Source organism: Streptomyces sp. ISL-87, assembly GCF_018614095.1.
In the GTDB taxonomy this organism is placed as follows: Bacteria; Actinomycetota; Actinomycetes; order Streptomycetales; family Streptomycetaceae; genus Streptomyces.
Genome location: NZ_JAGGOY010000061.1, coordinates 108,681 through 127,959 on the forward strand (window position 1 = coordinate 108,681; position 19,279 = coordinate 127,959).

Sequence of the window (19,279 nt, forward strand, 5' to 3'; positions counted from 1 at the left end):
GGGTGGAGTACCCGCACCCCGGCCGGATCGCGTCCGGGGTGCGGGTGGCGTCCCGCCGAGTTTAAAGGGGGGCCGTCAGAGCTCGACCACCGAGCGGAGCACCTCGCCGCGCTCCATGCGCTCGAAGGCGGCCTCGACCCCGTCGAGCGGGATCGTCTCGGAGACGAAGGCGTCGAGGTCGAGCCGGCCCTGGAGGTAGAGGTCGACGAGGAGTGGGAAGTCGCGCTCGGGCAGACAGTCCCCGTACCAGGAGGACTTGAGCGCGCCGCCGCGCCCGAAGACGTCGAGCAGCGGGAGTTCGAGCCGCATCTCCGGTGTCGGTACGCCGACCAGGACCACCGTGCCGGCCAGGTCGCGCGCGTAGAAGGCCTGACGGTAGGTCTCGGGGCGGCCGACGGCCTCGATGACCACGTCCGCGCCGTTCCCGTCGGTCAGCCCCTGGATGGCCTTGACCACGTCCTCGGTGCGCCCGTTGACGGTGTGGGTGGCCCCGAGTCCGCGCGCCCACTCCAGCTTCCGGTCGTCCAGGTCTACCGCGATGATCCGCGAGGCACCGGCCAGCCGGGCGCCGGCGACGGCCGCGTTGCCCACTCCCCCGCAGCCGATGACGGCGACGGAGTCACCCCGCCCGACGTTGCCGGTGTTCAGGGCGGCGCCGAGGCCGGCCATCACCCCGCAGCCGAGGAGTCCGGCGGCGGCGGGCGAGGCGGCCGGGTCCACCTTGGTGCACTGGCCGGCGGCGACCAGGGTCTTCTCCGCGAAGGCGCCGATGCCCAGGGCCGGGGAGAGCGGGGTGCCGTCCTCCAGGGTCATGGGCTGGGTGGCGTTGTGCGTGGCGAAGCAGTACCAGGGGCGGCCGCGCTTGCAGGCCCGACAGGTACCGCACACCGCACGCCAGTTGAGGACGACGAAGTCGCCGGGTGCGACGGAGGTCACGTCCGGTCCGACCGATTCGACGATTCCGGACGCCTCGTGGCCGAGGAGGAAGGGGAACTCGTCGTTGATGCCGCCCTCGCGGTAGTGCAGGTCGGTGTGGCAGACCCCGCAGGCCTGGACCTTGACCAGTGCCTCGCCGGGTCCCGGGTCGGGCACGAGGATCGTCGTCGTCTCCACCGGTGCGCCCTTGCTCCGCGCGATGACCCCTCGTACGCGATGCGTCACGTCATACCCCGCTCTGGTCGGTCCTGTCTGGACCATCGAACGTACACGGGCGTGGCGGTGTACGGGAGTTGTGTCACGCCTCGGCGCGCGGGCGCGACAGCTCCGGCGGTACGGCGGCACGCAGCGCGGCACCGAAGGCGGCCACGGCCGGGTGGGTCGCGGCCCCGCCGCGGAAGGCGATCTTGGTCCGGCGTTCCATGAGCAGTCGGGTGAGACCGACGGACGGGTCCACGTGCCCGGCGATCCCGAGCTGCGGTACGACGGCCACCCCCTGGCCGGCCGCGACCAGGGCGAGCACGGTGGCGAACTCGTCCACCTGGTGGCGGACCCGCGGGGTGAAGCCGGCGGCCTGGCAGGCCCGTACGGTCATGGCCTGGCAGAGGGTGCCGGGCGTGGCGGTGATCCAGGGCGCCTGTGCGTGTGTACGGAGGACCGCGCCCTGGTCGGGGCCGGCGGCTGCGGGTGCCCCCGCCGGGGCGGCCAGGTACATCGCCTCCCCGTACAGCGGCTCGGTGGCGACGCCCGGCTCGTGCGGCGCGGGGACGAAGTCGTACTCGTGGACCAGGGCCACATCCAGGTCGCCGGCCCGCAGCGCGTGCGCCACCGCCGCCGGATCGGTCTCGGACACCATCGGCTCCAGCCCCGGGTGGCGGCGGGCGAGGTCGGCCAGGGCGGCGGGGACGATGGCCCGGGTGGCGGTGGGGAAGGACCCGACGCGCAGGACTCCGGAGAGGCCACTGCGCGCCTCGGCGAGCTCGGCGTCGGCCTGCTCCAGCCGTTCCAGCACGGCTTCGGCGTGCCCGACCAGGTTCTGGCCGGCGGGAGTGAGGCGGACCCGGCGGCCGGTGCGCTCCAGCAGGGGCAGCCCGGCTTCGCGTTCGAGGACGCTGAGCTGCTGGGACACCGCCGAGGGGCTGAATGCGAGGGCCTCGGCGACGGCGGCGATGGTACCGCGGCGGGCGAGTTCGCGCAGCAGGCGCAGGCGTCGTACATCGAGCATCGGCTCAGCTTACGGTTCAGGTAAGAAACGCGAACTGGATTTAACGCTGAGGCCGGGCGAGGCTCGACGCATGGCACAGGACACGACGCAGCAGGCTCAGCACGCACACGGCACATCGCGCGGGCAGCACGGACAGAACGGACAGCACGGACAGCAGGCACACGACAGCGCGCAGGAGACCCCGCCGGGCAGCACGCCAGGCAGCGCACCCGGCACCCCGTCGGGCGCCGCACCCGGTGGTCTCGCCCTCCGCGGGATCCACGTACCGCTCGTCACCCCCTTCACCGCCGCCGGGGGCATCGCCGCCGAGGCCCTGGAGGCGCTCGCCCACGAGGTGCTCGACGCGGGCGCGGCCGGGATCGTCGCGCTCGGCACCACCGCCGAGACCGCCGCCCTCGACGAGGCGGAGCGGGACCTCGTCACCGACGTCTGCGCCCGCGTCTGCCGGGAGCGGGGCGCGCTGCTCACCGTGGGCGCCGGTGCGAGCGGCACCCGGGCCACCGAGGCGGCGCTCGCCCGGCTGGAGCGGTGGCCGCAGGCGCGGGCGGCGCTGGTGACGGTGCCGTCGTTCGTGCGCCCCTCGGCCGCGGGCGTGCTGGCGCACTTCACCCGGCTGGCGGAGGTGAGCCCCGTACCGCTGATCGTCTACCACATCCCGTACCGCACCGGGCAGCCGCTCGACGCGGCCGCGCTGCGGGCGCTCGGGGAGCTGCCGGGGGTCGCCGGGTTGAAGTACGCGGGCGGCGGCATCGACCAGGACACGGTGGAGCTGCTCGGTGAACTCCCGGACGGCTTCGATGTGCTGGCCGGCGACGACGTGTACGTGTCGCCGCTGCTGGCGCTCGGCGCGGTGGGCGGCATCCTGGCCTCGGCACACCTGGCGACCGCCCGCTTCGTGGAGCTCGCCTCGGCCTGGCGGGCGGGTGACGTCCCCCGGGCCCGGGCGCTGGGCCACTCGCTGGCCCGCCTCGCCGCGGCGGCCTTCGCCGAGCCCAACCCCGTTGTCGTCAAGGGGGTGTTGCATGCCCAGGGCCGCATCCCGACCCCCGACGTGCGGCTCCCCCTGCTCCCGGCGGGCGAGGCCGCGGTGGCGGAGGCCCTGAAGCGGCTGGCCGAACTGGAGGGCGTGCCCGCGAAGTAGCGCCGAAGGGCCGTAAATCCCCTACGCCCGTACCCGCCCGCCGCACCACAGGCGACCCGCGCCGCGGGCGGGCTTCGGGAAGTTCCCGGTGGCCGGGCGGCGGGCGTGGACACCATGCGGCATGAGCAGCGAGCTACCGCCGGGGCGCGAACATCTCTTCATGAACGTCGTGGGTACGGAGCACCCCGTGGCCGCGGCGCAGGAGGCCGATGCCTCCGACGCGGCACGCAGGTCTGTACCAGCCGCCCTGGAGCGCGGTCTTTCGCCCTGGGGGCGAAACCCCGATTCCTGCCCTGCTCCGCAGGGGTCCGATTCCGCCCCGGCCTGAAGGCCGGGGCATCCTCGGAGGAGTCCGGTGATCCGCGGACCCCTGTTCGGCGTGGCCGCCCAAGGCGACGGCGACGGGAGGCGGTGGCGGGTGGTGAGCGCGGTGACCGGCGGATTCCCGCAGGAGGCGCGCGACGCCCTGAACTCCCTGCTGTGGTTCCCCGCCAAGGACGACACCGACGAGCGGTGGGTGCGCCGGGAGCTGCTGGCCGCGGTCGCGCGGCTTCGGCGGGGTGAGCCCGATCAACGCGCAGAACCGGGAGCTGCTGCTGGAGACGGAGCCGGTGGACGAGGTGACCGCGGCCGGTACCCGGTACCGGGTGGTGCGCGCGGACGAGTTCCTCTACAGCAACGCCGAGGGGCCGGAGCAGCCCCGGCCGACCGATCCGGAGCCGGCCGACCGCGGCTGGGGCATCCGCACCCGAGACCCCGAGCCGGACACCGGGTTCGTGATCCAACCACATGTCGTACGGATGCGCCGACTGGTCCGGATGGGGCCGGACGGGCCGGAGACCCCGCGGCCGTCCGACGAGGATCCGTACGCCGATGAAGATGCACCCGACGATGGACGAGCACGGAGTGATCACGCGACAGAGCTGACCCGACCCACTCGGATCGCGCCGGAAAGCATCCTGTGTGGGCGATTCGTCTGCATCGCCCAAGTCGCCCGAATCAGGTACACGGAAGGGCGACTTGCCCGGATTCCTCCGCCGGGCCCCGAACCCGTGATGTGAGTCACCTCGACGCGGTCAACATCATTTCCCTGACGGGGCCGATTCCCTTTTCCCGGAAAGAAAGTTGGCTTTCCCGCGAAGGTGCTTTCATGGTCATTTTCCGGACCTATACCGAGAAGTCGATCTCCCGGTGGAATTCAAGCCTTGTTCCGGCCCCGCGGACTCGCCTACGGTCACCCTCACTCCCGGTGGCCCAATGCCGATTCCGGCCGCCGCCCGGGCTCTCCCGTACCCCCCACGTGAGGAATTCCGCCATGCCCGCAAAGGCGAAGCACCGTCGGCCGAAGCAGCACCCGATCGCCCGCAAGCTGGCCTTCGCCGGCACCGGGAGCGCGGCCCTCGCCCTTCCGCTGATCAGCGCGACCACCGCCGGTGCGGCCGTCGCGCAGCCGGCCGCCGTGTCCGCCGCCACCATGTCCGCGGTGGCCCCCGCCGCCGCTGTGACCGTGGAAAAGGCCGCCCTGCCCGTCACGTATTCCGTGGTCGGCGGCGACACCCTTTCCAAGATCGCCGTGGAGCATTCCGTGAGTGGCGGCTGGCAGGCCCTCTACGAGGCGAACCGGAGCGCCATCGGCGCCAACCCGTCGATCATCCGGCCCGGCCTCAAGCTGACCATCGGCACGGCGGCGAAGGCGGCGGCGGCCAGGGCCAAGGCGACGGTCGCCAAGCCGGTCACGGCGTACGGCAACAACCTTGACGGCTGGATCCGGCAGTCGCTGGACATCATGGCGAAGCACGGTATTCCCGGGAGCTACAACGGAATTCACCGCAATGTGATGCGGGAATCCTCGGGCAATCCGCTGGCCATCAACAACTGGGACTCCAACGCGGCGGCCGGCATCCCCTCCAAGGGGTTGCTCCAGGTCATCGACCCGACTTTCCGCGCCTACCACGTGCCCGGTACGTCCCTGGACTCGTACGACCCGGTCGCGAACATCACCGCCGCCTGCAACTACGCGGCCGCCCGCTACGGCTCGATCGACAACGTCAACGGCCCGTACTAAAAACCCGGCTGGAACCCGCCGGGGCCCCGGCGGGACCCCGGCTGGAACGCGGCGGGGCCCCGCTTGGAGGCCCCGCCAGCACTGCGTCAGGTGCGGACGACCTTCTTGATCTTGCCGTCGATTCCGGCGAGGACGTATCCGCCCTGGCCGTAGTCGTCACTGAGGTAGGGGCGCATGCACGGGACCTGGTCCATCATCCAGGGCTCGACGATGACATAGCGGGAAGTGGGTTTCGGGACGTCGAGTTCCTTCTGGGACTGCTCCAGCAGCGCGGGCAGGGCGTCCCAGTTGACCGTGGCCATGTCGATGAGCGGTTCCCCCTCCTCGACGGTGCCGTCGGGGCCGGTGCGTTCGGCCTCTCCGTTGCGGTATTCCCAGGAGTCGACGGTCTTGGCCCCGGGGGCGGTGGGGATGGCGGCGAGCACGTATCCGTCGTAGATCCGCAGGTCCACGAAGGTGGTGGTGCCGGCCTTCTCCTTGAGCGCCGCCAGGGCGGTACGCACATTGGCGGGGGTGAGCATGCTGCCCTTGGGGGCGGTTGCGGCGGGGCCGGTGGTGGCTTGCCGGTTGCCGCTGCCTGCGCTCGTCTTCGGGGTGGCGGGGGCGGAGATGGTCGTGGTGCCGCCGCCCTTCGCGTCCGTGGTGGAACCGCCGTGCTTGTCGGGCAGCCACTGGACGATGCCGATCGTCCCGCCGACCAGGGCCACCGTGACGAGGCCGGCGAGCAGCGCCGGGCGGCGGCGCGGGGTGCCCGGAGCCGGGACGGGATTCGGGGTCGTGATCGCGTACGGGGAACCGCCGCCCGGGGTGAAGGGGTGGGGCGTCGCGAAGAGTTGAGGGGCCGCGTAGGGCTGTGGGGCCGGCGGGCCGTACTGGCCCAGAGACGCCGGGGGCGTGGTCGGCGTGGCACCGGCAAGAGCACTGCTCGCGTTCCGGAGCAGCTGTTCCAGCTGCTCCGCGTCGGGCCGCGCGGCCGGGTCCCGTACCAGCAGCCGTTCCAGTACGGGCGCCAGCGGGCCGGACCGCACCGGCGCCGGGATCGGCTCGTCGAGCACGGCGACCACGGTGGCCAGGCTCGTGGCCCGGCGCAGCGGATGGACCCCCTCCGCAGCCACGTACAGCAGCATGCCCAGCGACCACAGGTCGGAGGCGGCCAGCCCCTCCTCACCGCGCACCCGCTCGGGCGCGATGTACTCCGGCGAGCCGATCAGCACACCGGTGGAGGTGAGCGCGGTCGACCCGTGCAGCGCCGCGATGCCGAAGTCCGTGAGCACCGCCCCGCCATCGGGCCGCAGCAGCACGTTGGCCGGTTTCACATCCCGGTGGAGCACCCCCTCGGCGTGCGCCGCCCGCAGCGCGGACAGCACGTCGAGGCCGAGCCGCAGCACGTCCTCGACCGGCATCGGGCCGGCCGCCAGCCGGTCGTGCAGGGAGCCCCCCTTGACCAGCTCCATCACGATCCACGGGTGCCCGTCCACACCGTCGGCCGGCTCGACGATGTGGTGGATCGTCACCACGTGCGGGTGCGCGAGGCGAGCGAGCGCCCGGGCCTCGCGGACGGCGCGCTCGCGCAGCTGGACGGCCAGCCCGGGCTGGGCGGCGGCGGTCGCCGGGTCCGGCGGGCGCACCTCTTTCAGTGCGACATCGCGATGCAGGGCGATGTCGCGGGCGCGCCACACCGTGCCCATGCCTCCGGCGCCCAGGGGGCTGATCAGTTCGAAGCGGCCGTCGACCAGCTGTCTGCCGGCCTCACTCTTGTCCATGGCCGGTCATCGTAGGGTCCGCCGGTGTCAGCAGCGGCGGCGGTCCACCGTCAACGTGCCCTGGGCGGTGCCCACCGTACGGTCGTAACAGCCGCCGGGCACATCGGACCCGTACAGCCGGTAGCGCGCCGAGGTGGTTCCGACGGCGTGCCGCTGGTCGCGCGGCACGTTGGCCGTGTAGGCGGCGTCGCCCGAGTAACGGTCGTCGAGCCGGGACCGGTCCAGCGGGTGGCCGCCGCGCAGGGTGACGGTGTCCGCGCGGTCGCCGAGGGAGAGGACGGTGCGCAGCCGGTCCCCCGCTCCGAGGGTGGTTTCGCCGTCCATGGTGTACGTGCGCTGGGTTCGGGTGGTGGTACCGCCGCGGGTCGCGGTCTCCTCGTCGGTCCAGGTGCCGGTGAGCGCGTCCAGGTTCTCGCCGTCGGTCCAGCGGTGTACGGAGGTGTGGTGGACGGCCCGGGTGATGGTGGTGGCCACCCGGCCGTGGGAGGTGTCGAGGTGGCCCGCCACGGTCAGCCGGTGCCCGCCCTCGGTGTCCAGACGGTGTTCGGCGCCCGGCGTCCAGCGGGAGGAGTTGGCCGGTTCGCTCTCCTCGTGCCGGGTCAGGGCTCCGGTGACGACCTCGCGGGCGTCGTCCTGCCACAGCAGCAGGTTCCCCGGGGTGTTCCAGCCGCTCTGCCCGGCCGGGACTCCGGCGACGGACACCTCGATCCGGTGCGGGCGGCCGTCGTTGAGGAGCGCGGCGTAGGGGGTGAGGTCGTAGACGATGGGCCGGACGTCGAAGGCGCGGGGCCCTGGGGTCACGTACCAGAGAAACGGGTTGGACCAGCCGCCGGTCCAGACGGTCGGGAAGGGCGCGGCGAGGCCGGCGAGCTGTCCGTCGACGGAGATGCGGACCTCGCGGTAGGGGCCGTCCGCGGCCTTGCAGGAGTACGGGGCCGCGTCCGGGGTGGTCATGTACCAGTACTCCTCGCAGCCGCCTCCCGAGCCGGTCGCGTACACCTCTGCGAGGAGCCGCTCGGTGTTGCGCGGGGTGGTGACGGCGGGGGTGGTGAGCGGGAGCACCCGGTCAGGGGTCTCCGGGGCCGAGGTGCGGCCCTCGGCGGCGTAGAAGGTGAGCGTGACCTTGACGTCGATGACACCGGTGTAGGTGTCGTTGACGACGTTGCCGATGAGCATTTCGACGGACTGCGGGCTGCTGAGGGTGTCGCGGTAGTGGGTGACGTCCTTCTCGACGGACCAGGTGATGCCGTCCGGCGAGGGCTCGGGGGTGGAGGTGTGGAAGATCTGGACGCCGCCCACGGAGAGGTGACCGAGGCGGTCGTACTGGCGGCCCTTGACCTTGCCTTCGAGCCGGAGCACCACTTTGGCCCAGCCGCCGGTGCCGCATCCCGCGGGGGGTGTGTAGCTCCCCTGGTACGGGGTGTAGTCGCGGAACTGGGCCTCGGCGAGGGTCACCTCGCAGGACCGGGTCGCGGGGCGCGCGATGGGCGGGGCCGCGGTGAGGGGGTCGTGCCAGTCGGTCCCGAACTCGGCGGGCGGGGTGTCGGGCTTCCCGGACTCGGTGGTCACGGCGGCCGCGGTGGGCCGGCCGGTGGCGTCGAGGAGCCCGGGGATGCCCGTGGCGCCGGAGGGGCCGGCCGCGCCCGCGGGTCCCGCGGCGGCCAGAGTGCCTGCGGCCAGCGCGAGCGCGCCGAGCAGGCCCATGATCCTGTGTCGTCTCATGGGCCCGCAGTGAAACCCGGCCCGCCCGGGCGGCGCCAGCCCTCGCGGCCCGGCAGCGGCTGAATCTCGCCCCTCCGGACAGGCGCTCACCCCCTGGGCGGGGCCGGTTCGAGGTCCGGTGGTTCCGTCGGGGCGGCGTGGGGTCAGGCTGTGGCGGGGAGGACGACCACGCCGTCTTCGTCGGCGTGCACGGTGTCGCCGAGGCGGAAGGCGGGGCTCGGTCGCGGGAGTTGCGGACGGTTCTCGGCCGTCGGTTTTCAGCTGCGGCGGGTCCGCGAAAGGACGAAGGTGGTGGCGAGGGTGGCCGCGGCGACAACGCCGACGCCGACCCCTGCTGCCATGAAGCCGCCGCGGGAGCGGTAGGAGAGCACCGACAGGGTCGACTGGGCGGACAGCGCGGAGCCCGTGCTCAGCCAGGACGCCGCGGAGCCGAGCGACAGCGCCGAGCCGATGGAGGCGGCCGAGAGCGCGGATCCGATCGAGCCGACGGACAGGACGCTGCCGACCGAGCCGATGGAGAGCACCGAGTCCACCGAACCGATGGACAGCACCGAGTCCTTGGAGCACAGGGAAAGATACGATCCGTCAGCCATGTGAATCATGCTGCCACACGGGCGATCGGCGGGGCGGGAGGAGCGGCGGGAGCGGTGAGCGGGGCGACGGGCGGCGTCCGGGTGAGCAGCAGTACCCCGCGCGCGGCCGCGAAGGCGCCGGCCACGGCCAGCAGGATGCCCAGCGCACCGCCCTGGAGGCGTTCGCCGAGCAGGACCATGCCGATGGCGGCCGCAGCAAGCGGATTGGCCAGGTTCACCACGGCCAGGGGCGCCCCGAGGCCGCCCCGGTAGGCCCGCTGCGACAGCAGCATCCCGCCGACCGCGAACACCACGACCAGCAGGGCCACCGTGACCACCCGGAGGCTGATCAGGGCGCCCCCGCGGCCACCCGCGACAGCCACGGTCTGGGTCAGGGCGGAGGCGACCGCGGAGGCCAGCCCGGACGCGGTGGCGTGCCGGAGCCCGGAGCGCGTGTCCCTGCGTACCGTCAGCAGCGTGATCACGGCGGCGGTGGCTCCCGAGACGGCGAGCGCCTCGGCCAGGGTGAGGGTGTCGTCGGGGGCGGGGCCGGAGGCGGGGAGCAGCAGCAGGCCGAGCCCCACGACGGTGGCCAGGGTGCCGCGCCACTCGGTGGCCGCGACCCGGCGCCCGGCTCCGCGCGCCCCCAGCGGCACGGCGGCCACGAGGGTGAGCGCACCGAGCGGCTGGACCAGGGTGAGGGGGCCGTAGCGCAGGGCCGCGGCGTGCAGCAGCGCGGCGGCGGCGTTCAGCCCGGCCGACCACCACCAGGCGCCGGAGCCGAGCAGGTCCTTGGCGCTACGGGCGACGGCACGCCGGGCGAGCCGCTCCTGGGCCACGGCGGCGGCGGCGTAGGTCGCGGCGGAGGCGAAGCAGAGCAGCACGGCGAGGGCGGTGGCGTTCACCGCCCGGCCCCAACGATGACGGGGGCGGCCGGACCTGCCCCTGCGCTGACGGCGGCGGACGGGCCCGCCCCGGAAGCGACGGCAGCAGACGTGTCCGTCCCCGAGGCCACGGCAACGGACAGCTCAGCCCCAGTAGCCGTGGCAGATGGGGCGGCGTGGGCAGGCGCATCGGCAAAGGCGGCCGCGGCAGCGACAGTGGCAGCGGGCACGAGCTCAGTGCCCCCAGCAGCAGGCCCATCGACGGCCCCACCCGGGCGCGGGAGGCCGCGCACGGCCTCGGCGGCGCGGACGGCGGGCCGCAGGACGCCCCGCACACCCGGGGCACTGCGCACCGCAGGCCGCAGCACCCCCCGCACCCGCGACTCCCCGCCAACCGCAGGCCGCGGTACGAACAGCAGGGCTCCGCCCAGCAGCACGGTGGCCACGATCGCGTCGAGCCAGTAGTGGTTGGCCGTGCCGACGACCACGAGCAGCGTCACGAGCGGGTGCAGCAGCCACAGGGCGCGCCACCTCGACCCGGTTGCGGCGATCATCCCGAGGGCCAGCATCAGCGCCCAGCCGAAGTGCAGCGAGGGCATCGCGGCGAACTGGTTGGCCATGGTGTCGGCGGCCGGGGCGGCGCCGTAAACGGTGGGTCCGTAGACCTGCCCGGTGTCCACCAGCCGCGCGGTGTCGAGCATCCGCGGGGGTGCCAGGGGGAAGGTGAGGTGCAGGGCCAGGGCGGCTCCCGTGAGGACGGCGAGCCCCCGGCGGGCCCACAGGTAGTGGGCGGGGCGGCGTAGGTAGAGCCAGACCAGGAAGAGCGCGGTGGCGGGGAAGTGCACGGCCGCGTAGTAGGTGTTGGCGGTGTGGATGACGGCGTCCCCGTGGAGCAGCAGCCGCTGTACCGCGCCCTCGCCGGGCAGGTGCAGGGCTCGCTCGGCGTCCCAGACCCGGGCGGCGTTGCGGAAGGCCTCGTCGGTGCGGTCCGTCGAGAGCGTCCGGCCGGCCTTGTAGACGGTGAACAGGCCCGCGACGAGCAGCAGCTCGCGTATGAGGCGGCGCCGCTCGCCCTTGGGCCCGCGTGGTGGCCCGGCAGGTGTCGTGTGGGAGGTCATCCCCCGTCCTTCTTCCTGTACAAGCCCCGCCTCTGGTGCATGCGGGGCTGATGGAGCGGCCGGTGCGCGCCAGCGGCTTCCGGGCATCCGGGCCGCGCGCCCATCGACACGCCAGTGTATCGATACATTCGCGTATCGATACGCGGGTGTACCGATACGCTTGCGTTCCCGTACACTTTTCACATCCGACTCGAGCCGCAGAGGAGAGCCGCCCCATGACGTCGACGCAGACGCCGACCGCCGCGCGCCGCTCCAAGATCAGCCCGGAGCGGGTGCAGGAGTTCTACGAGGCCGTCCTGGAGCAGCTGCGCGAGCACGGCTACGAGGCCCTGACCATGGAGGGCATTGCCGCCCGGGCCTGCTGCGGCAAGTCCACGCTCTACCGCCAGTGGAAGACCAAGCCACAGCTCGTCGCCGCCGCCCTGCGCGCGAACCGGCGTGGCACGCTCGCCGCCGTGGACACCGGCACCCTGGCGGGCGATCTGCGCGAGGCGGCCCGGATCGCGGCGGGCACCTCGGGGCGTGACACCCTGCTGACCCAGGCCCTCGGGCGCGCCGTGCTCAGCGACGAGGAGCTGCAGGCGGCACTGCGCGAGGCGCTGGTGGAGCCGGAGCTGGCGGCGTTCGACGCAATGGTGGAGCGGGCCGTGGCCCGGGGCGAGATCCCCGCGAACCACCCCGCCGTGGAGTTCCTGCCGGCGCAGCTGATGGGCGTGCTCCGGATCCGCCCGGTACTGGAGGGGCGGTACGCCGACGCCGACTACCTGGTCCGGTTCGTCGACGCGGCCCTGCTTCCCGCGCTCGGGCTCAGCCCCTAGAACCGGCGGGCCGCCGTTTCCGATGACCGGACGGCGACCTGCCCGCGCTGCCTCGTGGGGACGGCGGCAGCGCGCCACCCGGACCGGGCGGCGACCACTCGCCTGACGAGTGGCCGCCGCCCGATCTGTGCGGGCCGGATGTCAGCGGACCCGGGACCGGCCGGAGTCAGGCCCGCAGGGCGCCCATGGTCCGGACGAACTCCTCCGGGTCGTTGTCGAATCCGCGCACGTCGGCGTCCAGCGTCCAGCCGCCCTCGGCATCACGGGTGAACTCGGCGACCGTGGCCGCCGTGGCGCCCGGGACGACGGTGAAATCACTTTCGGCGAGGTCGGTGTGGCCCTCGCGGATCCGCAGTCCGGTGCCGGCGATGTCGGCGAAGGTTTTCGTACGGTCACCACCGCCCGCGTCGTGGATCACGGCGTCCTGGATGACCACGCCCACCACCACCCGCCCCAGCTCGGGCGCCAGCCTGTTCAGTTCGAGGGTCATGACCTCGTCGTAGCCGAACCCCTGCCCGGTGCGGCTGTCCCGGTTGAGGGTGATGGTGCCGTCGGGCGCGCGGCTGCCGAAGTGCACGACGTAGACGGGCTCCCCGTACGGGTCCTGCGTACCGTAGACCGCGGCGAGTATGTCCAGGTCGTTGGCCGGGGTGCCGACCGGGCTGGGGTCCCACCGCAGCGAAATCTCCACCTTGGCCAGGCTCTTGCGTACTCCGCTCACCGAACTCCCCCTCCGTGTGCCGGGTGTTGCCCGGCCATGCTGTCATGCGGCCGCGGTCACGGCGCGGCCGACCGCATGTTCCCGGCCAGCGCGGTCACCGTCCGAGGTCGACCCGTACGGTCTCCACCCAGCCCGGCGGCTGCGGAGCGTCCGCCCCGATCAGGGCGGCGACCAGCCGGCAGGACGGTGTCTCGTCCGGCCACGGCGTGTACCCGTCGGTCAGCACGACGACGATGTTCGGCCGGTCGGGCATGGCCAGCGCGGCGGTGATGCCGACCCGCATGTCTGTGCCGCCGCCTCCGGCCAGCGCCACCTGCTCGGTACTGGTCACCCGGGTCACGGCGTGTACGTCGGCGTCGCAGGCCAGTACGGCGACCCGGTTGCCGCGCACCCCCACCTCGCGCAGGACACCGGTGACTTCGCCGAGTGCCGCGGCGAGTTCCTCCTCGCCCATCGACCCCGAGGTGTCGATGACGATCGCCACCCGCGGCAGCGGCCTGCGCAGGCTGGGCAGCACCACACGGCCGCCCATCGCCGGGGTGCGGCGCGAGGGGCGGCGGTACGTGTAGTCCACCGCGCCGCCCGCCCAGGCCGCGGCCTCCCGTACCGCGCCGGACAGCGCCCGGCGCCAGTCGACGGTGGGCTCCAGCAGTTCCTCCGCCCAGCGCTGCCAGCCGGCCGGGAGCGAGCCCCGGGTGCGCTGATGGGCCCGCATGGCCTGGGCGGTCTGCCGGCGCAGGGCATCCGCCTCCACGGGGCTCAGCCGGGCGGGGCCCTCGCCCTCGCCGAGCTCCCAGGGCATCGGGGTGCCGTGCGCTCCCGAGCCGCAGTCCACGGCGTGCGGCGGCGTGGCCGGTATCGCGGGCAGGTAGCTCTCGAACATCCCGCCCGTGGGCAGGCCGAAGAGCTTCGGTTCCATCCGCCCGGCCGGCAGCGCCAGCCCGTCGGCGAGGAGGTCGTCGTTGATCTCGCAGTCCTGCGCGATGTTGATCCGGACCGGGTCGCTCTGGTCGGCGGCCGGGAGCAGGTCGGCCCGCTCGTGGTGGCCGCGCAGCAGGTGCGCGACCTCGTGGACCCACACCCCGGCCAGTTCCGTGACCGGCGTCGCCTCGACGAAGGCCGGCGACACGTAGCAGCGCCAGTGCCGGTCGACGCCCATGGTCCGTACGCCCGCGGCGGGGACCACCGTCAGCGCGTACAGGGCGGAGGCCAGGTAGGGGCGGGCCTCCGCCGCCTTGTAGCGGGCGGCCAGCAGCTTGGCGCGGTCCAGGCGCACAGCGGGGCTCGTGTCCACAGCCGGGTTCCGGCCCATGGGCGAGTGCCGGCCCATGGGCGAGTGCCGGTCCACGGACGGGTTCCGGTCCACGGACGGGTTCCGGTCCACGGACGGGTTCCGGTCCACGGACGGGTTCCGGTCCACGGACGGGTTCCGGTCCACAGGCGGGTTCCGGTCCACGGACGGGTTCCGGTCCACAGGCCGGCGTCAGCCGCTGCCCGGCAGCGCGCCCGCGAGCTGGAGCAGCTCCACGAAGGCGTCGATCCCGGCGGGCACCGGCCAGTCCAGGTCGCGCATCGCGGCGAGGTCGGCGGCCGCCCGTGCGGCCACGTCGGGCACACCGGCGTCCACGGCCTTGGCCAGCACCGCCCAGCCGGCCTCCCAGCGGGGCCGGGTGAGCTCGCTCTGGACGGCCGCGACCACGGCGATGAGGAAGGCGAGCTGGCGGTCACCGCGCTCGGGCAGCGCGAAGGCGTCCGGGTCGGCCAGTACCCGGTCCGGGTCGGGCAGGTCGAGGTGTTCCAGGTACGAGAGCAGCTCGATGCCGGCCGCCTCCCCGACGGCCCCGGTGAGGGCGGCGGCCAGCGCCTCGCGGCCCGCCCCGGCCGCGTACCCGGTGGCCAGCAGCCGCAGCGCCATCTCCCAGGTGCGCGGCGAGGGCCAGGCCCGGCCACGGCCCTCGGCCTCCTTCGGCATGTGGTGGACGAGGCCCGGCCGGGCGGTCAGGAAGCCGGAGATCGTGCCGCGGGCCCGGGCCGCCGCACCGGAGACCCGGGCCGGGTCGACGGCGGGGATGGCCACCTCGGGCCAGGTGCCGGCCATGCCGCGCGCCACGGTGCGCGGGTTGTGTGTCCAGTCGAGGTGCACGAACCGGTTGGCCAGCGGCGGGCTGAGGTGCCAGCCGTCGGCCGCGCTGGACGGCGGATTGGCCGCGGCCACGATCCGTACCGCCTCGGGCAGCACGAGACTGCCGACCCGGCGCTCCAGCACCACCCGCAGCAAGGCGGCCTGCACGGCCGGCGGGGCGGAGGACAACTCGTCGAAGAACAGCAGCCCGTGGCCGGTGCGGGCGAGGCGTACGGCCCAGTCCGGCGGGGCCATCGGGACGCCGGTGGTGGCGGGGTCGTCGCCGACGATGGGCAGCCCGGCGAAGTCGGAGGGCTCGTGGACGCTGGCGATGACCGTCTCCAGCTCGACTCCGAGGGCGGCGGCGAGCTGCTCCATGCCGGCGGACTTGCCTATGCCGGGTTCACCCCAGAGGAGGACCGGCTGATTGGCCGTCACGGCCAGGGCCAGTGCCTCCAGTTGGGGGTTGGCGGCGGGCTCGGTACGGGTGGACCGCAGCCGGGCGCTCAGCGCGTCGGCGGCGGCCAGGGCGCGCGGGGCCTGCGTCGGGGCGCTCATGCGGCGTCGTCCTCGTCGTCGTCTTTCTCGTCCGCGGCGGCGTCGTCGACGTCGTCCTCGTCCGCGGCGTCGTCCTCGTAGCCGTCCTCGTCGTCCTCGTCGTCCTCGCGCTCCTCCATGTACTCGTCCCACCAGTCGGCGCCGATGTCGGGGAACTCCTCATCCACCCGGCGCCGTAGGAAGGCCAGATCGGTGCGCTTGTAGCGGCGGATCTCCTGGGACAGGGACAGGTCCATCTCGTCGACGACGTCGATCCGGGAGCCGGCCGCGAGGAGGGCCCGGACGAGGTCCGCCGAGCCTCCCCAGTGCACCGCCGACAGCAGCGGTGTGCGCTGCGCCGAGTCCTTCGCCTCCAGGTCGAGTCCGGCGGCCAACAGCCGTGGCAGGAGCGCCCGGTGGTCGAGCTGGTGCAGTACGTGCAGCAGCCCGCGCCGCCTTGAGTCCCGGATCCGGGGGTCCACGCCGGCGTCCAGCATGGCCACCACACCCGGCGTGTCCCCGTGCTGGGCGCGCAGGAACAACTCCTGCCGCTGCGCCCGCAGGGCACGCGGCAGCCGGCCCTCACCGGAGACCCAGCTCTCCTGCACGGCGAAGCAGCCCGCTACCGCGCCGCCGAACGCCCGCATCGCACGCTCCCGTTGCTGCTCCTCGGGGGTGTGCGGCAGGTCGAGTACGCCGCGTCGCGAGCGGACTTCGTGCCACCCGCCGCGGCACCGTACCCGTACGGGCTCGGGCTCGCCCGGGCCGGCCGGGAGGATCGCGGGTCCGGCGTCCGGGAAGAGGGCGGCGGCGACCAGCGGGTGCAGCTCGCGCGGGGTGATCCGGCCGGTCCGCACCAGTTCGAGGTCGGGCAGGCGCTGCCAGGCGTACTGCGGCAGCGGCACGCCCTGCCGCTGGTTCCACTCGATGACCTGGGCCCGGATCGGGCCGTCCGGGCCGGCGCCGACCGGCTCCAGCAGGATGACGCGGTAGCCCGGGCTGAACCGGAACCGGTCGCCTGCGCCGGCTGCCGCGAGCCGTCGTACCTCGGACCTCAGGCGGGTGAGATCGAAGGCGGTGCCCGCCAGTACGGCCTCGGGGTCCACGGCGCCGTGATAGGTCGGCGGCGTGGGCGCGGTCAGGTCCCGCTCGATGCCCGCCGCCGCGTAGGCCTCGGCGATGTCACCGCGGGCGTGCAGGACGCTGACCCACTCGGCGTGCCCGGCGGAGTCGGCCGCGCCGGGGTCGGCGTCAGGCAGCTCGTCGGGGCCGAGCGGGGTCCCGTCCGGGCGGAAGAACGGGAGCCGGCCCGAGCCGCCACCGAATCGCTCGCGCAGTTCGGCGCTGCGACGGGCGTCCCAGAGCGGACGGGCCGTGGTCCAGTCCTCCACGCTGATGCTGTAGTACGGCCGCTGCTGTTCCTTCGGGTCGACAGGCGCACACTGCATCCGCAGCCGCTGCGATCCCTCGATCATCGGAGTGGTGGTGACGGACAGCACCGGTGCGTCGGCGGTGGCGCCGTAGGTGGCGAGCAGGATGCGGCGGTCGGGGGTGAGCGTGGTGCGGCCGCCCAGCACCCGGGGCAGATGCCAGCGCAGCAGGTCCGGGGCGAGGTGGCGGAGGTCGTCCTCCACGGCCTCGGCAACGGCCGCCCCGTGCCGGGCCGCCAGACCGGGCAGGTCGAACGCGATGTCCACGGCGGCGCTCGCACAGGCCGCCCGCCAGTCCCCGGCCAGCCGGTGTGCGGTGGCCTGCTCGATCATCCAGCCGGGCACGGCGTGGCGGCGGATCCGCTGCCAGGCCGGGCCGTCCGCCCGCAGGAAACCGCCCGGGAGTTCGGTGTGCGGGCTCACCGGTACACGCTCCCGATGGCGCGCAGGTCGGGGTGGGTGGCCCGGGCCGGGCGCAGTCGTTCGGTGAAGGAACGCTTCACCCGGCGGGGCAGGCCGGGCCCGAGGCCGACGTACTCCAGCGGGGAGTCGGCGGGGAGTGCGGCCAGCAGGCTTTTCGCGCCGCGCCCGGTGAGTCCGGTGTGGCGCAGCTCCAGGCGGCGCAGCGGGCTGCCGGGCAGCGCGGCGGCCAGGGCGTACGCGCCCTCGTCCCCGGTGGTGTTGCCGGTGGAGCCGAGGCTGCGCTCGGACATCGCCCGCCCCAGGTCCAGTGTTTCGATGCCGCCGAGGGCGTCGGCGAGGGCTTGGGCACCGGCCGGGCCGATGCCGTTGCCGCCGAGGCCGAGGCGGACCGGGCGGTCGGGATCGGCAGCCGCCGCGGCGGCGAGGATCGCGGCGCCCTCGTCGCCGAGGTGGTTGGCCGGGAGGTACAGCTCACGGACCCCGGCCTCACGTATCAGCGCGGCGAGCAGGGGCGCGGTGTCGGCGGTGAGGCCGTTGCCGCCGAGGAAGAGCCGTTCCAGGGGTGCTTCGCGCCGGGTGAGGGCGTCGAGGAGGATCCGTACGCCCTCGGGGCCTATGCCGGTGTTGACGAGGTCGAGCGTGCGCAGGGTGCTGTTGCGGCGCAGCAGGGCGGCGAGTGTGCGGGCGCCGTCCTCGAAGACCGGGTTCCGCTTGAGCCACAGGGCCCGGACGGTGGTGTCGTCCGCGAGGGCGCCGGCGAGGGCGGTCACGCCGTCGGGGCCGATGCGGTTGCAGCCGAGGTAGAGGGTGTGCAGGCCGTGTTCCCCGGTGAGGGTCCCGGCCAGGATGCGGGCGCCCCGGTCGCCGATGGCGTTGGTGCCGAGCAGCAGGTGGCTGGCGTGCGCGGAGGCGGCGGCGGCCGGCAGCAACCGGGCCGCGCCGGCCGGGCCGAGGCCCTGCTTGCACAGGTCGACGCGGCCGTCCGCGCGCAGCGTGCCGAGCGGGAACTCCTCGTCGGCCTCGACCGGTTGGCCCGCCGCGAGCCGCGCCAGCAGCGGGTCGAGCCCGGCCGGATCGGCGAGCGGCAAGTCGGGGTGCTCGATCGCGGGGCACCGTACGGGTGTCGGCTGTGTCATCACCACTCCACCGGTCCTTCGCCGGTGCCCGGCGTCCACAACGATATGAATTCACTACGAAGAAGACGCAAGACCGGTCGGATTCGAACCGACGTCCTCCAGCTCGATGCGTGGGCGCGACGACCTCTGCGCTACGGCCTTGCTGCGGCGATCATACCGGCCCAACGGCCTGAACTCGGTCACCAGTTTGACTCATTTACCCTTCCCGATACGTATGTACGTCACATCGAAGTCGGGACTCCAGAGCTCGCCGTCGGGTGACTGCTCCCAGCCGCCGGTGATCGTGTTGCCTCTGTCGCCGAAGGCGCCGGTGAACCGCTGGTGGAAGCCGGGCGCGGCGCGCCACTGCGTCCACACACCGTCACTCATGTCCGTCCGGTAGGTGCGTGCGACTCCGCGGCCATCGGCGTACAGCGTGGTGAAGTCTCCGGCTGTTTCGTCGTAGCCGGTCACCGACACAGTGGGGAACGGCGCGTTCGCCCCCCATTCGGCGGGGAGAACCGTTTCAGGCCCCACATCCACGCGTTGGACGAGGAAGGCTCCGCCCTCCGTCCACGCGAACTCCGTCCGGACCGGCCCGGCCGTGTGACCGGCGGCCCACATGTCCCACTCGCCCACGAGCACGTCCAGCTGCCGCAGTGCGCTGTGGGGCGTCGGTGGCCGCAT

At 73.8% G+C, this 19,279-nt stretch carries 17 protein-coding genes and 2 pseudogenes; 5 read left to right on the forward strand and 14 right to left on the reverse strand.

Annotation, left to right across the window (positions count from 1 at the left end; translation table 11 throughout):
* Positions 1–75: 75 nt before the first annotated feature.
* The gene (locus J7I97_RS22395; protein WP_214937658.1) at positions 76–1,161 is read right to left on the reverse strand and encodes an S-(hydroxymethyl)mycothiol dehydrogenase; all 1,086 of its coding nucleotides are present in this window, start codon (positions 1,159–1,161) and stop codon (positions 76–78) included.
* 73 nt (positions 1,162–1,234) lie between these two features.
* Positions 1,235–2,161 carry a LysR family transcriptional regulator gene (locus J7I97_RS22400; protein ID WP_214937660.1) on the reverse strand — a complete coding sequence of 309 codons (927 nt, stop codon included), beginning with the start codon at positions 2,159–2,161 and terminating at the stop codon, positions 1,235–1,237.
* 70 nt (positions 2,162–2,231) lie between these two features.
* Here J7I97_RS22400 and J7I97_RS22405 point away from each other — a divergent pair, with 70 nt between their 5' ends.
* The 4 genes and pseudogenes from J7I97_RS22405 to J7I97_RS22415 all read left to right on the forward strand — a co-directional run bounded on the left by J7I97_RS22405 (position 2,232) and on the right by J7I97_RS22415 (position 5,367).
* On the forward strand, positions 2,232–3,302 hold the full coding sequence (locus J7I97_RS22405; protein WP_214937661.1) for a dihydrodipicolinate synthase family protein: 1,071 nt from the start codon (positions 2,232–2,234) through the stop codon (positions 3,300–3,302).
* A 379-nt stretch (positions 3,303–3,681) separates the two neighbouring features.
* A pseudogene (locus J7I97_RS40385) lies at positions 3,682–3,789 on the forward strand (DUF5954 family protein); the annotation flags it as partial.
* A 73-nt stretch (positions 3,790–3,862) separates the two neighbouring features.
* Positions 3,863–4,363, forward strand: coding sequence for a DUF5954 family protein (locus tag J7I97_RS40390; RefSeq protein WP_214937663.1), 501 nt, complete (start codon positions 3,863–3,865; stop codon positions 4,361–4,363).
* 254 nt (positions 4,364–4,617) lie between these two features.
* Positions 4,618–5,367, forward strand: a complete 750-nt coding sequence (locus tag J7I97_RS22415; protein ID WP_214937665.1) for a LysM peptidoglycan-binding domain-containing protein — start codon at positions 4,618–4,620, stop codon at positions 5,365–5,367.
* A gap of 86 nt (positions 5,368–5,453) precedes the next feature.
* Here J7I97_RS22415 and J7I97_RS22420 read toward each other — a convergent pair whose 3' ends face one another.
* The 5 genes from J7I97_RS22420 to J7I97_RS40395 all read right to left on the reverse strand — a co-directional run bounded on the left by J7I97_RS22420 (position 5,454) and on the right by J7I97_RS40395 (position 11,426).
* Positions 5,454–7,130: a serine/threonine-protein kinase gene (locus tag J7I97_RS22420; protein WP_251059058.1), complete on the reverse strand. Its 1,677-nt coding sequence runs from the start codon at positions 7,128–7,130 to the stop codon at positions 5,454–5,456.
* Between the two features lie 27 nt (positions 7,131–7,157).
* Positions 7,158–8,852, reverse strand: a complete 1,695-nt coding sequence (locus tag J7I97_RS22425) for a peptide-N4-asparagine amidase (protein ID WP_251059059.1) — start codon at positions 8,850–8,852, stop codon at positions 7,158–7,160.
* Between the two features lie 257 nt (positions 8,853–9,109).
* A complete protein-coding gene (locus tag J7I97_RS22430) occupies positions 9,110–9,445 on the reverse strand; it encodes a hypothetical protein (RefSeq protein WP_251049604.1) in 336 nt (111 codons plus the stop codon).
* A 5-nt stretch (positions 9,446–9,450) separates the two neighbouring features.
* The gene (locus J7I97_RS22435; RefSeq protein ID WP_214937669.1) at positions 9,451–10,329 is read right to left on the reverse strand and encodes a hypothetical protein; all 879 of its coding nucleotides are present in this window, start codon (positions 10,327–10,329) and stop codon (positions 9,451–9,453) included.
* Entirely contained in the window at positions 10,326–11,426 is a 1,101-nt protein-coding gene (locus J7I97_RS40395; protein ID WP_251059060.1) for a phosphatase PAP2 family protein, read from the reverse strand. The genes J7I97_RS22435 and J7I97_RS40395 overlap by 4 nt, the downstream gene beginning before the upstream one ends.
* Positions 11,427–11,641: 215 nt before the next feature.
* Here J7I97_RS40395 and J7I97_RS22445 point away from each other — a divergent pair, with 215 nt between their 5' ends.
* Complete coding sequence (locus tag J7I97_RS22445; protein WP_214937673.1) at positions 11,642–12,244, forward strand: TetR/AcrR family transcriptional regulator; 603 nt, start codon at positions 11,642–11,644, stop codon at positions 12,242–12,244.
* A 166-nt stretch (positions 12,245–12,410) separates the two neighbouring features.
* Here the strand turns inward: J7I97_RS22445 and J7I97_RS22450 are convergent, their stop codons facing one another.
* The 7 genes and pseudogenes from J7I97_RS22450 to J7I97_RS22480 form a co-directional block, all read right to left on the reverse strand.
* Positions 12,411–12,965 (reverse strand): TerD family protein, encoded by a 555-nt coding sequence (locus tag J7I97_RS22450; RefSeq protein WP_214937675.1) that lies wholly within the window; start codon positions 12,963–12,965, stop codon positions 12,411–12,413.
* Positions 12,966–13,059: 94 nt separating this feature from the next.
* Positions 13,060–14,277, reverse strand: coding sequence for a VWA-like domain-containing protein (locus tag J7I97_RS22455; RefSeq protein WP_214937823.1), 1,218 nt, complete (start codon positions 14,275–14,277; stop codon positions 13,060–13,062).
* Positions 14,278–14,448: 171 nt separating this feature from the next.
* Entirely contained in the window at positions 14,449–15,645 is a 1,197-nt protein-coding gene (locus tag J7I97_RS22460) for an AAA family ATPase (protein WP_214937677.1), read from the reverse strand.
* Complete coding sequence (locus J7I97_RS22465; RefSeq protein ID WP_214937679.1) at positions 15,642–17,477, reverse strand: ankyrin repeat domain-containing protein; 1,836 nt, start codon at positions 17,475–17,477, stop codon at positions 15,642–15,644. The genes J7I97_RS22460 and J7I97_RS22465 overlap by 4 nt, the downstream gene beginning before the upstream one ends.
* A complete protein-coding gene (locus J7I97_RS22470; RefSeq protein ID WP_214937682.1) occupies positions 17,474–18,613 on the reverse strand; it encodes a gala protein in 1,140 nt (379 codons plus the stop codon). The genes J7I97_RS22465 and J7I97_RS22470 overlap by 4 nt, the downstream gene beginning before the upstream one ends.
* A 68-nt stretch (positions 18,614–18,681) precedes the next feature.
* Positions 18,682–18,754: pseudogene (locus J7I97_RS22475) on the reverse strand.
* 51 nt (positions 18,755–18,805) lie between these two features.
* Positions 18,806–19,279: a hypothetical protein gene (locus J7I97_RS22480; RefSeq protein WP_214937684.1), complete on the reverse strand. Its 474-nt coding sequence runs from the start codon at positions 19,277–19,279 to the stop codon at positions 18,806–18,808.

What these genes read in the sequence shown, in the direction of transcription:
- J7I97_RS22400 (WP_214937660.1), bottom strand. Translation starts at nt 2,161, where the DNA reads ATGCTCGATGTACGACGCCTGCGCCTGCTGCGCGAACTCGCCCGCCGC.
- J7I97_RS22405 (WP_214937661.1), top strand. Translation starts at nt 2,232, where the DNA reads ATGGCACAGGACACGACGCAGCAGGCTCAGCACGCACACGGCACATCG.
- J7I97_RS22415 (WP_214937665.1), top strand. Translation starts at nt 4,618, where the DNA reads ATGCCCGCAAAGGCGAAGCACCGTCGGCCGAAGCAGCACCCGATCGCC.
- J7I97_RS22420 (WP_251059058.1), bottom strand. Translation starts at nt 7,130, where the DNA reads ATGGACAAGAGTGAGGCCGGCAGACAGCTGGTCGACGGCCGCTTCGAA.
- J7I97_RS22425 (WP_251059059.1), bottom strand. Translation starts at nt 8,852, where the DNA reads ATGAGACGACACAGGATCATGGGCCTGCTCGGCGCGCTCGCGCTGGCC.
- J7I97_RS22430 (WP_251049604.1), bottom strand. Translation starts at nt 9,445, where the DNA reads ATGGCTGACGGATCGTATCTTTCCCTGTGCTCCAAGGACTCGGTGCTG.
- J7I97_RS40395 (WP_251059060.1), bottom strand. Translation starts at nt 11,426, where the DNA reads ATGACCTCCCACACGACACCTGCCGGGCCACCACGCGGGCCCAAGGGC.
- J7I97_RS22445 (WP_214937673.1), top strand. Translation starts at nt 11,642, where the DNA reads ATGACGTCGACGCAGACGCCGACCGCCGCGCGCCGCTCCAAGATCAGC.
- J7I97_RS22455 (WP_214937823.1), bottom strand. Translation starts at nt 14,277, where the DNA reads ATGGGCCGGAACCCGGCTGTGGACACGAGCCCCGCTGTGCGCCTGGAC.
- J7I97_RS22460 (WP_214937677.1), bottom strand. Translation starts at nt 15,645, where the DNA reads ATGAGCGCCCCGACGCAGGCCCCGCGCGCCCTGGCCGCCGCCGACGCG.
- J7I97_RS22470 (WP_214937682.1), bottom strand. Translation starts at nt 18,613, where the DNA reads ATGACACAGCCGACACCCGTACGGTGCCCCGCGATCGAGCACCCCGAC.
- J7I97_RS22480 (WP_214937684.1), bottom strand. Translation starts at nt 19,279, where the DNA reads ATGCGGCCACCGACGCCCCACAGCGCACTGCGGCAGCTGGACGTGCTC.